14 protein-coding genes are annotated in these 12,801 nt (G+C 65.0%); 8 read left to right on the forward strand and 6 right to left on the reverse strand.

Annotation, left to right across the window (positions count from 1 at the left end):
- The first annotated feature begins 3 nt into the window (after positions 1-3).
- From ACIGJE_RS30260 to ureG, 5 genes are all read left to right on the forward strand, one after another.
- Positions 4-309: an urease subunit beta gene (locus ACIGJE_RS30260; RefSeq protein ID WP_068281454.1), complete on the forward strand. Its 306-nt coding sequence runs from the start codon at positions 4-6 to the stop codon at positions 307-309.
- Positions 309-2,021, forward strand: coding sequence for an urease subunit alpha (ureC, locus tag ACIGJE_RS30265; RefSeq protein WP_483680442.1), 1,713 nt, complete (start codon positions 309-311; stop codon positions 2,019-2,021). Before ACIGJE_RS30260 ends, ureC begins: the two co-directional genes overlap by 1 nt.
- 191 nt (positions 2,022-2,212) lie before the next feature.
- Positions 2,213-2,680, forward strand: coding sequence for an urease accessory protein UreE (locus tag ACIGJE_RS30270; protein WP_311936454.1), 468 nt, complete (start codon positions 2,213-2,215; stop codon positions 2,678-2,680).
- The gene (locus ACIGJE_RS30275) at positions 2,637-3,326 is read left to right on the forward strand and encodes an urease accessory protein UreF (protein WP_483681208.1); all 690 of its coding nucleotides are present in this window, start codon (positions 2,637-2,639) and stop codon (positions 3,324-3,326) included. Before ACIGJE_RS30270 ends, ACIGJE_RS30275 begins: the two co-directional genes overlap by 44 nt.
- Positions 3,323-3,958, forward strand: coding sequence for an urease accessory protein UreG (ureG, locus tag ACIGJE_RS30280; protein WP_483680444.1), 636 nt, complete (start codon positions 3,323-3,325; stop codon positions 3,956-3,958). Before ACIGJE_RS30275 ends, ureG begins: the two co-directional genes overlap by 4 nt.
- An 81-nt stretch (positions 3,959-4,039) precedes the next feature.
- Here the strand turns inward: ureG and ACIGJE_RS30285 are convergent, their stop codons facing one another.
- Entirely contained in the window at positions 4,040-4,957 is a 918-nt protein-coding gene (locus ACIGJE_RS30285) for a LysR family transcriptional regulator (protein ID WP_483680446.1), read from the reverse strand.
- 92 nt (positions 4,958-5,049) lie between these two features.
- Here ACIGJE_RS30285 and ACIGJE_RS30290 point away from each other — a divergent pair, with 92 nt between their 5' ends.
- Positions 5,050-5,988 (forward strand): AEC family transporter, encoded by a 939-nt coding sequence (locus ACIGJE_RS30290; protein WP_483680447.1) that lies wholly within the window; start codon positions 5,050-5,052, stop codon positions 5,986-5,988.
- Between the two features lie 45 nt (positions 5,989-6,033).
- On the opposite strand, the gene ACIGJE_RS30295 is transcribed toward ACIGJE_RS30290, so the two are convergent.
- The 5 genes from ACIGJE_RS30295 to ACIGJE_RS30315 form a co-directional block, all read right to left on the reverse strand.
- Positions 6,034-6,813: a tellurite resistance TerB family protein gene (locus ACIGJE_RS30295; protein WP_483680448.1), complete on the reverse strand. Its 780-nt coding sequence runs from the start codon at positions 6,811-6,813 to the stop codon at positions 6,034-6,036.
- A gap of 358 nt (positions 6,814-7,171) precedes the next feature.
- The gene (locus ACIGJE_RS30300; protein ID WP_483680450.1) at positions 7,172-8,032 is read right to left on the reverse strand and encodes a sugar phosphate isomerase/epimerase family protein; all 861 of its coding nucleotides are present in this window, start codon (positions 8,030-8,032) and stop codon (positions 7,172-7,174) included.
- Positions 8,033-8,041: 9 nt separating this feature from the next.
- Positions 8,042-9,187, reverse strand: coding sequence for a dihydrodipicolinate synthase family protein (locus ACIGJE_RS30305; protein ID WP_483680452.1), 1,146 nt, complete (start codon positions 9,185-9,187; stop codon positions 8,042-8,044).
- A 10-nt stretch (positions 9,188-9,197) separates the two neighbouring features.
- Entirely contained in the window at positions 9,198-9,980 is a 783-nt protein-coding gene (locus ACIGJE_RS30310; protein ID WP_483680454.1) for a 3-ketoacyl-ACP reductase, read from the reverse strand.
- Positions 9,977-11,122: an acyl-CoA dehydrogenase family protein gene (locus tag ACIGJE_RS30315; protein WP_483680456.1), complete on the reverse strand. Its 1,146-nt coding sequence runs from the start codon at positions 11,120-11,122 to the stop codon at positions 9,977-9,979. The genes ACIGJE_RS30310 and ACIGJE_RS30315 overlap by 4 nt, the downstream gene beginning before the upstream one ends.
- 158 nt (positions 11,123-11,280) lie before the next feature.
- Between ACIGJE_RS30315 and ACIGJE_RS30320 the strand changes: the two genes are divergently transcribed.
- Both ACIGJE_RS30320 and ACIGJE_RS30325 read left to right on the forward strand, forming a co-directional pair.
- Positions 11,281-12,297 carry an aldo/keto reductase gene (locus ACIGJE_RS30320; RefSeq protein ID WP_483680458.1) on the forward strand — a complete coding sequence of 339 codons (1,017 nt, stop codon included), beginning with the start codon at positions 11,281-11,283 and terminating at the stop codon, positions 12,295-12,297.
- The gene (locus tag ACIGJE_RS30325) at positions 12,294-12,767 is read left to right on the forward strand and encodes a MaoC family dehydratase (protein WP_483680460.1); all 474 of its coding nucleotides are present in this window, start codon (positions 12,294-12,296) and stop codon (positions 12,765-12,767) included. Before ACIGJE_RS30320 ends, ACIGJE_RS30325 begins: the two co-directional genes overlap by 4 nt.
- Positions 12,768-12,801: the final 34 nt, after the last annotated feature.

Raw genomic sequence — 12,801 nt, forward strand, 5'->3', positions numbered from 1 at the left:
ACCATGATCCCGGGCGAAGTCCTGCCGATGGCTGGAGACATCGTGCTGAACGCCGGAGCGGAGGCGAGCGTTCTCGTCGTCGCCAATTCCGGCGATCGGCCGATCCAGGTCGGTTCCCATTATCATTTCTTCGAGGTCAACGCGGCGCTCCTGTTCGACCGGGAGGCGGCGCGTGGCATGCGGCTCGACATTCCCGCCGGCACGGCCGTCCGCTTCGAGCCGGGGCAGCAGCGGCAGGTGCGGCTGATCCCGATCGGCGGCAAGCGCGTCATCTTCGGCTTTCAGAGCAAGATCATGGGAGCACTGTGATGCCCGCTACTCTTTCCCGCGCCGCCTACGCCCAAATGTATGGACCGACCGTCGGCGATCGCGTCAGGCTTGCCGATACCGAGCTGTTCATCGAGGTCGAAAAGGACTTCACCATTCCCGGCGAGGAGGTGAAGTTCGGCGGCGGCAAGGTGATCCGCGACGGCATGGGCCAGAGCCAGGCGAGCCGTGCCGCCGGCGCAGTCGACACCGTCATCACCAATGCGCTGATCATCGATCACTGGGGCATCGTCAAGGCCGATGTCGGCCTGAAGGATGGCCTGATCGTAGCGATCGGCAAGGCCGGCAATCCCGACATCCAGCCGGGCGTCACCATCGTCATCGGTCCCGGCACGGAAATCATTGCCGGCGAGGGCAAGATCCTCACCGCCGGCGGCGTCGACGCCCATATCCATTTCATCTGTCCGCAGCAGATCGAGGAAGCCCTGATGTCGGGCGTCACCACCATGCTGGGCGGCGGCACGGGCCCCGCCCACGGCACGCTCGCCACCACCTGCACACCCGGGCCCTGGCACCTGGCCCGCATGATCCGTTCCTTCGACGCCTTCCCGATCAACCTGGGGCTGTCGGGCAAGGGCAACACCTCCCGGCCGGAAGCGCTGGTCGAGATGATCGAAGGCGGCGCCTGCTCGCTCAAGCTGCACGAGGACTGGGGGACGACGCCGGCAGCCATCGACAATTGCCTCAGCGTGGCCGACGACTACGACGTCCAGGTGATGATCCATACCGACACGCTCAACGAGAGCGGCTTCGTCGAGGACACCGTCGCCGCCTTCAAGGGGCGCACCATCCATGCCTTTCACACCGAAGGCGCCGGCGGCGGCCATGCGCCCGACATCATCAAGGTCTGCGGCCTGTCCAACGTGCTGCCGTCCTCGACCAACCCGACCCGGCCCTATACGAAGAACACCATCGCCGAGCATCTCGACATGCTGATGGTCTGTCATCATCTATCACCGGCGATCGCCGAGGACATCGCCTTCGCCGAAAGCCGCATCCGCAAGGAAACCATCGCGGCTGAGGACATCCTCCACGATATCGGCGCCTTCTCGATCATCTCGTCCGACAGCCAAGCCATGGGCCGCGTCGGCGAGGTCCTGATCCGCACCTGGCAGACCGCCCACAAGATGAAGCTGCAGCGCGGGCGCCTGCCCGGCGAGAGCGGCGACAACGACAATCTCAGGGTGCGCCGCTATATCGCCAAATACACCATCAACCCCGCCATCGCGCAGGGCCTGTCGGCCCATGTCGGCTCGATCGAAATCGGCAAGCGCGCCGATCTCGTCCTGTGGAACCCGGCCTTCTTTGCAGTCAAGCCGGAGATGGTGCTGGTGGGCGGCACGATCGCCGCCGCTCCGATGGGCGACCCCAACGCTTCGATTCCGACGCCGCAGCCGATGCATTACCGCCCGATGTTCGGCGGTTTCGGCGGTGCTCCGGCAGCCTCTTCCCTGACATTCGTCAGCAAAGCGGCCCTCGCCAGCGGCCTGAAGGAGCGGCTCGGCGTCGCCAAACCGATGGTGGCGGTCGAGAACACGCGAGGCGGCCTTTCCAAACGCTCCATGGTGCTGAACGATGCCTTGCCACAGATGGAGGTCGATCCCGAAACCTATGAAGTCCGCGCCGACGGCGAACTCCTGACCTGCCCACCGGCAACCGAACTGCCGATGGCCCAACGCTATTTCCTGTTTTGAGGCGACAGCACGAATCGTCGAATTGAAGAGGTTGTCATCCCCGGCGAGGCCATAGGCCGAGGGAAGGGGATCCAGGGCCAGAAGGTGCGATTCATGACCTCTGGGTCCCCTTCCCCTCGCCCTCTCTCGCTGCGCTCGTGAGAAACTCGGCCGGGGATGACGGAGCGCATATTTCTGAACGGATACTGACCATGCTGCACGCCACCTCCCATTGCCATCATGACAGCCGACTTCCCGTCGGCACGATCACGCTCGATCACAGGGGCCGTCATCTACGCCGCAAGCGCCTCATCACCGATCAGGGCGATATCGTCATGATCGATCTGCCCGAGGCCGTGCTGCTCGCCGATGGCGATGCCCTCGTGCTCAAAGACGGCCGCACCCTCACCATCCTCGCAGCGCCCGAGGAACTCTACGCGGTCCGACCCGGCCGGCAATGCCCGCTCGCCCATTTGGCCTGGCACCTCGGCAATCGCCATCTCGCCGCCGAAATCGGCACCGAAATCATCCTGATCGAACGGGATCCCGTAATCCGGACGATGCTGCAGGGTCTCGGGGCCGAAATCCAGGAGGTGGTCTCCGGCTTCCAGCCCGTGCACGGCGCCTATCATGGCCATGCCCACGGCCACCATCACGATCATGGGCATGGCCATGACTGACGATACGGCGCGTCTGGTGCGGTTGCTCAGCTGGCTATCGCCGGCCTTTCCGGTCGGCGCCTTCGCCTATAGCCACGGCCTGGAACGGGCCGTTCACGATGGCCTGATCGAGGATCGAGCCACGCTGGTCGACTGGCTCGGCGAGATCGTCCGGTCGGGTTCCGGCTGGAACGATGCCGTTTTGCTGGGCGGGGCCTGGCGCCTTGCCTCTCGGGGAGAGAGCTGCGCCACCGTCGCGGAGCTTGCCGAGGCCATGGCCGGCACGCGCGAACGCCACCGCGAAACCATGCTGCAGGGCGAGGCCTTCGGGCAGGCCGTCTCCCACTGGACCGGCGAGGCGATCAAGCCTGCGCCTTATGCCGTCGCCGTCGGCCAGGCCGCCGCGCAGCACGGCATCGGGCTCGAACAGGCGCTGGCCGGCTTCCTGCACGCCTTCACCGCCAATCTGGTCCAGGCAGCCATCCGGCTGGTCCCGCTCGGCCAGCGCGACGGCGTCCAGGCGCTCGCCGCGCTCGAACCGATCATGCTGGCCACGGCAAGGCGCGCCTGCCTCGCGACGCTCGATGACCTCGGCGCCTGCACCCTGATGTCCGACATCGTCTCGATGCAACACGAAACTCAATATTCGAGGATCTTCCGCTCATGAACGCCAGTAACGGCCCCCATTCCAGCAACGGTCCTTTGCGCGTAGGCATCGGCGGCCCGGTCGGCGCCGGCAAGACCACCCTGACCGAAATGCTGTGCAAGGCGATGCGCGAAAGCTATTCGGTCGCCGTGGTCACCAACGACATCTTCACCAAGGAAGACGAGCTCATCCTCAACCGGGTGCAGGCACTTCCCCAGGACCGCATCATTGGTGTCGAGACCGGCGGCTGCCCCCATACCGCCATTCGCGAGGATGCCTCGATCAACCTGGCGGCGATCGCCGAAATGCGCCGGCGTTTTCCCGACCTCGACGTGGTCTTCATCGAATCCGGCGGCGACAATCTAGCGGCGACCTTCTCGCCGGACCTCGCCGATATTACGCTCTACGTCATCGACGTCGCGGCGGGCGAGAAGATTCCGCGCAAGGGTGGTCCCGGCATCACCCGCTCCGATCTCCTGATCATCAACAAGATGGATCTGGCTCCCCATGTCGGCGCCGACCTCGACATCATGCGTGCCGATACCGAGAAGCAGCGCGGCAAGCGACCTTTCATCTTCACCGATATGCGCCGGCGCATCGGGCTCACCGATGTCGTCGCCTTCATCGAACAGCAAGGCGGCCTGACAGCATAGCGCTGCAGTCCTGATTTGACGGAGACCTTGGGTCTGCGTCATTGCGATTGTAGTTGCGACTGTAGTCACAGAACCTTCGACTCAGCGCGTCGGCTGGGCCACAGGCATTGCGGCAGCGAGCGGCCCTTTCCACTCCCGGATGATGTCGATCAAGGGGGCGATGGCCGGATTGCCGGATTCAGCGGGAACCGAGAGAACGACCTTCAATGTCGGTGCAGCCGCGAGCGCCCTTGGCACGACCTCTACGATCGACTCGTCGCATATCGATGCCGGCACCAGGGCCACACCGAGCCGCGCCGCCACGAGGCGGACGATGGTGTGCTGCAACTGGGGTTCATAGCGAAACCGCGGAACGATGCCGGCCATCTCGAAATAGCCGGCGATGGCCTCGCGGAGCGTCGGCGCCACGGTTGCAGGCGCCGCGATCAAATCCTCTGCTGCCAGATCGTGTGGAGCAATGGTGTCCCGCCCGACCAAGGCATGCTCGCGGGGAACGATGAGGCACAGATGGTCCGTGATGACAGGTACTGTCCGCAATTGAGGAAATGGCCGGCCGGCAAAGGTGATGGCGGCATCGAGTTCGCCGCCGAGAAGCCTTTGCTCGATCTCGGCCGGCGTCGTCTCCAGGAGAACGATGCGAATGGCCGGCCTCAACCCGGCATAGCAACTGACGATCTGCGGCACGATGCGATGGGCGGCATGCATCATGAAGCCCAGGCGCAACTCGCCCTTCTGGCCTTCAGCGACCAGCCTCGCATCACGGCAGGCATCCTCGAATTGCGCGAGGACCGCGCGTGAGTCAGCCAGGAACCTCTCCCCAGCCTGGGTCAGGGTGACGTGGCGCGAGTTCCGCTCGACCAGTTGCACGCCGAGTTCACGCTCCAGATTGGCGATCTGCCGGCTGAAGGGCGGCTGGGTCATGTGCAGTCGTGCAGCGGCCCGGCCGAAATGCAGGGTCTCGGCGAGAGCCACGAAATAGCGCATCTGGCGCGAATCCATCGATACCTCCAGGGCATTGATAATGGCCATGCATTGGATTGGATTATATCGATTGCCTCTTCTATGAAAGACGGCATCCCAATCGGCCTGCCATGCTTTCCAACCTTCTCATCGTCCTGCCCGTCTTTGCCCTGATCCTCGCCGGCTGGCTCGCGCGGCGCAGCAATGCGCTCGGCCCGCACGCCACGCGCGAGGTGAACAGGCTCGTGGTTTATCTGGCGCTCCCGGCGCTGCTGTTCGACATCATGGCCAACGCGGACCCAGCCCGGATCTGGCAGCCCGGCTTCATTCTGGCCTTTGCCCTGGGCTGCGCCCTCATCTTCGTCCTCGCCCTGACGATCCGCCTGCGGCAGGGCTGCCATCTCGCCGATGCGGCCATCGACGGCCTCAATGCCGGCTATGCCAATACCGGCTTCATGGGTTTCCCGCTGATCCTCGCGGTCGTCGGCCAATCCGGCCTGGCACCGACGCTGGTCGCGACGATCGTGACCGTCTGCGTCCTGTTTGCCGTCGCCATCGTCCTGATCGAAGCCAGCCTGCAGTCCCAGGCCCGTCGACGGGATATCGCTCGCAAGACGCTGCTCACCTTGATCCGCAATCCCCTGCTGGTCGCACCGGCCCTGGGGGCGCTGGTGATGGTTTCGGGCTGGCCCCTTCCCCAGACGCTGGACCGGTTTCTCAAATTGCTCGGCGGCGCCGCCTCGCCCTGCGCACTCATCGCGCTCGGCCTTTTCCTGGCGGAGAACACCGGCAGGGCGGCGGAGGCAGGGCGCAAGGTCGAGGCCTTGCTGATCGGGTTGAAGCTGGTGGCCCACCCCGTCGCGACCTGGGTGATTGCCGCACCCATCCTCGGCCTCGCGCCGGACGCGGTCCATACTGCCGTCCTCCTCGCGGCCCTGCCGACCGGGACAGGCCCCTTCATGCTGGCCGAATTCTACGGACGCCAGGCCCTGGTCACCAGCCGTGTCGTCCTGGCCACGACGATCCTGTCCGTCGCGACGCTCTCCCTGTATCTCGCGGTTTCACGATAGGCAGGCTCTGCGCCCGGCACCGGATTCTCGACGTCATTCGGCGTTTCAGCCGGATTTGCCGTCACTCGGCGGCGGGCCGCGCGACAGCAGGCTTTCGCCGAGAAGTGCCCGCGAGAATTCATCGATGAGCGCGAGCTCTCGATGATGACGAAAACCATCGCTGTCCGCCACCGCCAGACAGATTTCGATCAGCCTGGCCTTTACGGCCGGTGCTGCCGCGTCCAGCTCGTGCAAGCTTGTCTTCACCGCGTCGGTCGATGGCCTCATGCGCCGGATCCATTGGCGGGTGCGCTCGATCTCGCCCGCGTCCAGGTCGATGCCCTCCGCGGCACACGCGGCCGCGACATGATCGAGCATGACCTTGACCTCCTCGCCCGACATTTGCAGGTCGGCCCTGCCGACCGCCACGGCGAGGACGAGGCCGCTTTCGCGCGCGACCCTGCGAATCACGGCCCAGCGCTCTCCCACCTGTTGCTCGGGGGAAGACCCGGCGCGCGCTTGCGGCCAGGACAGGCCGAGCACCTGCCGATAGAACTCATCCAGCGGCTCCTGCAGTACGCCATCGGCGTCGGCGATCGACAGGATCCTGTCGAGACGGAAGGAGCGAAGGTCGCCTCGATCGTGGCTGTAGCCGAGAAGACGTGGAATGCCGTCGCGCCCCGGCTTGACCGACCAGAGCGTGACCGGCCGAAACCGTCGGCGGCCGGCCGCGTCCTGATATTCGATGACGAGGAGGAGGCCGTTGACGCCACCGCCACCCGAAGGCGGCCCTGCCTTATCGGGCGAGGATCCGGATGGTGGAGGAGGTCCCGTTCTCTGGGGCATTGGTGACCTCTCGACACATGGCGCCGGGTGACGGGAATCAGGCGGCTGCAACCCTGGACCGGAAAGGCTGCGGCCATCGGCCTCGACGATTGCGACTGGTCGATGTTTGAAGGGGCGACGCATGAGCGTCAACAGGGCGGGCCATGGATGCAACGGCCGATTTGCCTGGAATTTTCGCGGCAGCCGGCATCGGCATGTCCCCGCCGCCAGCAAGAGCGACAGTCCGGATGATGGATCGCCGGGCTCGAGGATGAATTCACTGGCCTCACCAGCCTGGAGGCGAATTGCCTCTTCGAGCGCAATCCTGCCGATGGAATATAAGGGCCTTTCGAGCCCCCATTGCCGACCGGCGGAGGCTTCAGCAGACGGACCGAAAGCGCTCGACGCAAGTGTCGAGCACCTCGGCAGGATCACGTTTCCACCAGTTCCCGGCCGAAAAGATCTCGACTTCGCACAAGCCCCGATAGCCTGCCTCTTCCACCGCCGCGCGCAGCGATCTGAGGTCGGCGACGCCATCCCCCATCATGCCGCGATCGAGCAGGACATCACGCGTCTCGGCAAGCCAGTCGCACAGATGATATCCCAGGATGCGCTCCTTGCCGGCGCGCTGGAGTTCGCGCGCAAGCGAAGTGTCCCACCAGACATGATAGACATCGACGGCGATGCCGACATTGGCCTCCCCGATCACCTCGCAGAGATCAACCGCGTCACGCACCGTCACCAGGCAGGAACGATTGCCCGCATAGACCGGGTTGAGCGGTTCCAGCGCGAGGCGAACGCCCCGCTGCGCCGCGTAGGGCGCGGCTTCAGCGACCCGCTCCGCCACGCGTTTCAGGCTTTCCTCCACCCCAAGGCTGTCCGGCTCGACCCCGCCAACGACGATGGTGAGGATCGAGGTCCCGAGCCCAGCCGCCATGTCGATCGAGGACCGGAAGTCGTCGCGGAGGGCGGATAGAGGCCGCGGCGCCATCGGCCCCACCAAGAAGGGGCTGCGACACAGGCCCGCGACTTCGAGGCCCGCCTGACGGACACGATTGCCGATCTCGATGGCTCGATCCCCGATTTCCCGGCGCCAGAACACGATCCCGCCAAAGCCGCGCTCGGCACAGGCATCGATGACGCGCTCGACGGGCCAGCCGGCGCCATGCCCATCCAGATTGTGCCCGAGCGTCGCGGTATTCAGGGCGAGCGCCGAATGATCCGTCGAGAAATCGCGCATCACAAGCTCTCAGGCGCCGTAAAGGGCAAGCAGCCTGCGCATGCGATCGGCCGCCAATTCCGGGTCGCGCAGCAGGCCGCAGGCATCCGCATGCTTGAAAAGCTCGACGAAATAGGGCAGCGGCCGCATGGCCTGCGCTCCGCCCAGCATGATGAAATGCTCCTGGAAGCCATTGAGCCAGGCGAGGAAGACGACACCTGTCTTGTAGAACTGAGTGGGTGCCCGGAAGATGAGCCGTGCCAGCGGGACGGTCGGATCCAGCGTTGCATGGAAGGCTTGCCTGTCGCCCTCCCCCAGTTTCTGGATGGCGAAGGCCGCAGCCGGCGCGAGGGGATCGAAAATGCCGAGAAGGGCGTGAGAAAAGCCGATCTCGTCGCCGGCGATCAATTCCGGATAGTTGAAGTCGTCACCCGTATACATCTTGACGCCGGCGGGCAGGCGCCGCCGCATCGCGATTTCCTTGTCCTTGTCCAGGAGCGAAATCTTGATGCCGTCCACCTTTGCCGCGTTCTGTTCGATGACGCGTAGCGCCACCTCCATGGCGGCCTCGAAACTGTCGCTGCCCCAGTAACCCCTCAGCGCCGGGTCGAACATGTCGCCGAGCCAGTGGAGGATGACGGGCTGGTCGCAGCGGGCCAGGACATCGCCATAGACCTTCACATAGTCTTCCGGCGAGCCGGCCACCGCAGCAAGGGCTCGGCTCGCCATCAGGATGAGGCGCCCTCCCAGAGCCTGGATGGCTTCGACCTGTTCGAAATAGGCGCGACGGACGTCGTCCAGTCCTCGCGCCTCAATCGGCTCGAGTTGATCTGTGCCGCATCCATTGAAGACCAGTGCCTGCGGAAGCTCCTCGCGGGTGCGCCGGATAAGGTCGAGCGCCCGAGGCCAGTCCAGGCCCATGCCGCGCTGGGCGGTGTCCATCGCTTCGGCAATGCCGAGGCCGAGATCGTTCAGATGGTGACGAAACGCCATCGTTGCCTTCCAATCGACCGTGGCCGAGCCGGAAGGATCGTTGGCGGTGAACGGATCGGCCACGACATGGGCCGCCGAAAATACGACGCGTGCCGCGCCGGCGGACAGGCGGGCGGCTGGGATCACCTTGCCGCTGAGCCGATAGTCGGAGAAAACGCCCTTGGTGTCGGGAAGACGGATCATCGTAGTTTCCTCAAAATCTCGGCACCAGCATGCCGGCATCCACGGCGATCACCTGGCCCGTCGTATAGGGCAATTTGCCGGTGGCGAGCGTCGCCATCACGGTGCCGACATCCTCCGGCCGGCCCAGGCGCCGCATCAGGGTCAGGCCCTCTTCATCGATGCGCCGCTGGTATTGGCTGGTCACCGATTGCGTCATGGCGGTCTCGATCAGGCCCGGCCTGATATCGTAGACGGCAATGTTCTCGCGCCCCAGGCGAACGGCGAATATCTTGCTGACCATGGCCGAGCCCGCTTTCGAGATGCAATACTCGGCGCGCGGCTCGGCGACCGCATCGGCATTCGACGACGACACGTTCACGATCGAGTAGAAGCGCCCGTCATTGCGGTCGCGCGCGAGGACGCGCCTCGCCCATTTCTGGCACAGGAAGAACTGCGCCTTGGCATTCACAGCCTGGCAGCGGTCGTAGCTTTCCTCGCTGACATCGAGCGGATCGCCGCGGCTCAGGACCGATACGCCGGCATTGTTGATGAGGGTCGAAAGCGGCCCTAGTGCCTTTTCGGCCAGGTCGAGCATCGCCTCATGCGCACCGATGTCGGCGATGTCGCCGGCGACGCGGGTGACGGGCACATCGAAAGCGCGCACGCGTTCCTCGGCAGCCCGCAGTTCCGCGTCATCCTCGGGCCCGTTCAAGGCGATCGCAAACCCGTTCCTGGCCAGTTCGACAGCGGCCGCCAGGCCAATGCCGCGGCTCGAGCCGGTGATGAAGGCCGCCTGCCGGCTTGGCGTACTCATGCCAGCGCTCCATGCTTGAACAATTCGCGGGCGATGATCATGCGCTGGATCTGGTTGGTGCCTTCATAGATCTGGGTGATCTTGGCATCGCGATAAAGGCGCTCGACCTCGAAGCCGCGGATGTAGCCGGAACCACCGAAGACCTGGACGGCATCGGCCGTGCGGGCCACCGCCATGTCGCCCGCAAAGCATTTGGCGATCGAGCAGGCCTTCGTCGCATTGTCCCCGCGATCGATCTTCACCGCCGCGCTGTGCACCAGAAGACGGGCCGCCTCGATATCCTTGGCCATGTCGGCAATCAGCCATTGCACACCCTGGAACTCGGCGATCGCCTTTCCGAACTGCTTGCGCTGGCGGGCATAGTCGACGGCCGCCTCCAGGCCGGCCTGGCCGATGCCGACCGCGAGCGCCGCAATGCCGACACGGCCCTTGTCGAGCACGCTCATCATCATGTGGAAGCCCTTGCCGAGTTCTCCCAGCAAGGCATCCGGCCCGAGCACGACATCGGTGAAATTGAGCGCGCCGACCTGGCTGGCACGCTGCCCCATCTTGTGCTCCTTGGGGCCACGCTCGACGCCCTTGGCGTTGAGATCGACGATGAAGATGCTCATGCCGCGGTGGCCTGCATCCTTGTCCGTCCGGGCCAGCACGAAACCGACATCGGCGACCGGCGCGTTGTGGATCCAGATCTTGCCGCCATTGAGGCGCCAGCCTTCTCCGTCCCGCTCCGCCGTGGTCCTGATGCCGGACACATCGGTGCCGGCCTCCGGCTCGGTGATGCAATAGGCCACGCGCTTGGTTCCCCGCATCGCCGGCGCCAGCCAGGTCTCGCGCTGGGCCGGCGTGCCGTGCCTCACCAGCAGCGTGGAGATGAGCTCCACCAGGCCGCATTGATCGGCAACCGAAGCATAGCCTCGCGCGAGCTCCTCCATCACGAGGGCATAGGTCAGCGTATCGAACCCCGGGCCTCCCATGGCTTCGGGAACGCCGATGCCGAACAGCCCGAGCTCGCCCATCTGCTCATAGATCTCGTGGGGGAAACGCTCCTCGCGATCGAGCCCCTCGGCCAGCGGTTTGACGACCTCGTCGGCGAACTGCCGCGCCATGTCGCGCACCTGCATCTGCGTCTCGCTCGGATACATGCGCTTCTCCCCTTTTGTAACTATCTAGTTACTGCTATAACGCACGTGGATCGAACGGGTCAAGCCTGACGATTCCCTCGAAATCGGCGGGTTACCGACCTAGTCGAGACGAGGCCAGGTCAGGCAGACCACCAAGAGCAATGCCAAGGGAGGAAACCATGAAGCCATCGGAAAAGCGGAAATTCGGCCGCAGCAACGTCGACGTCACCGCCTTTGCCTTCGGGACGGCGCCGATCGGGAATTTCCAGCGCGAGATCAGCGAGCCGGTTGCCGACGAAATGGTGCAGCATGCCTGGAATGCCGGCGTGCGCTTCTACGATACCGCGCCGATGTACGGCCATGGCCTTTCGGAACTGCGCCTGGGGCAGGCGCTACGCTGGAAGAACCGCGACGATTTCGTGGTCGCATCGAAGGTCGGGCGCGTCCTGCACCCGGCCCGGCGCTCCCAGATCGACTTCGCGCCCTGGGTCAATGCGGCGCCGAATACGATGAGCTTCGACTACAGCTATGACGGCACGATGAGGGCCTTCGAGGATTCCCTGCAGCGACTCGCACTCGAGCGCATCGACATGCTGTTCATTCACGACATCGACCGTTTCACCCGCGGCGACGACCAGCCCGAAGTCTTCCGGCAGGCCATGGACGGATGCTGGCGCGCTTTGGAGCGCCTGCGCTCGGAAGGCGCGGTGAAGGCCATCGGCGTCGGCGTCAACGAATGGGAAGTCTGCCACGAGGCACTCAAGCAGCGCGATTTCGACTGCTTCCTCCTGGCGGGCCGCTATACGCTGCTCGAACAGGAGGCCCTTGACGGCTTCCTACCGCTTTGCCAGGAGCGAGGTGCGGCCATTCTGGTCGGCGGCGGCTTCAATTCCGGGATCCTCGCAACCGGGGCGGTGCCTGGCGCGAAATACAACTACGCCCCCGCCCCGGCCGCGGTGATGGAGAAGGTCGCCAGGATCGAGGCGGTATGCCGCGACCACAAGGTGCCGCTTGCCGCCGCGGCGCTCCAATTCGTCGTCGCCCACCCCGCCATCCCGGCCTTCTGCGCGGGAACGCGCACGGTGGAGCAGCTCGACCAGAACCTGGCATGGTTCAGCCACCCCATACCCCCGGATTTCTGGGCCGAGCTGAAAAGCAAGCAATTGCTGCGCGAGGACGCGCCGGTGCCGGCATGAACGACATCGCACCCGACACCGGTCGCCGCCTGGCGGCGACCGGACTGCGCTATGAGGATGTGTCCATCGGGGATTGGTTCGACACACCGGCAAGGCATGTCGGCACCGAACTGATCGATGCCTTCGCAGAGCTGACCGGCGACCGCTTCGAAATCCATATGGATGACGATGCGGCGCGCGCGCATGGCTTTCCCTCGCGTGTCGCCCACGGCCTCCTGATCCTGTCCCTCGTCGACGGGCTGAAGAACCAGGCGCAGGCCCGCTTCCTCGCCATCGCCTCGCTGGGCTGGAACTTTCGCTTCGAACGCCCGGTCCTGGCCGGTGACACGATCACCGCCCGCGTCCGCATCAAGAACAAGCGGACGATATCCCGGCCGGACCGGGGCATCCTCACACTGGGCTTTTGCGTGCGCCAGCAGACCGGGGAGACCGTCCAGTCCGGGGAAAACCAGCTGATGGTCTATCGCTGAGACGACGGCCCCAATGCCGTTTGCTTAGAGGAGG

Source organism: Labrys sp. E2SS-1L, from assembly GCF_057073705.1.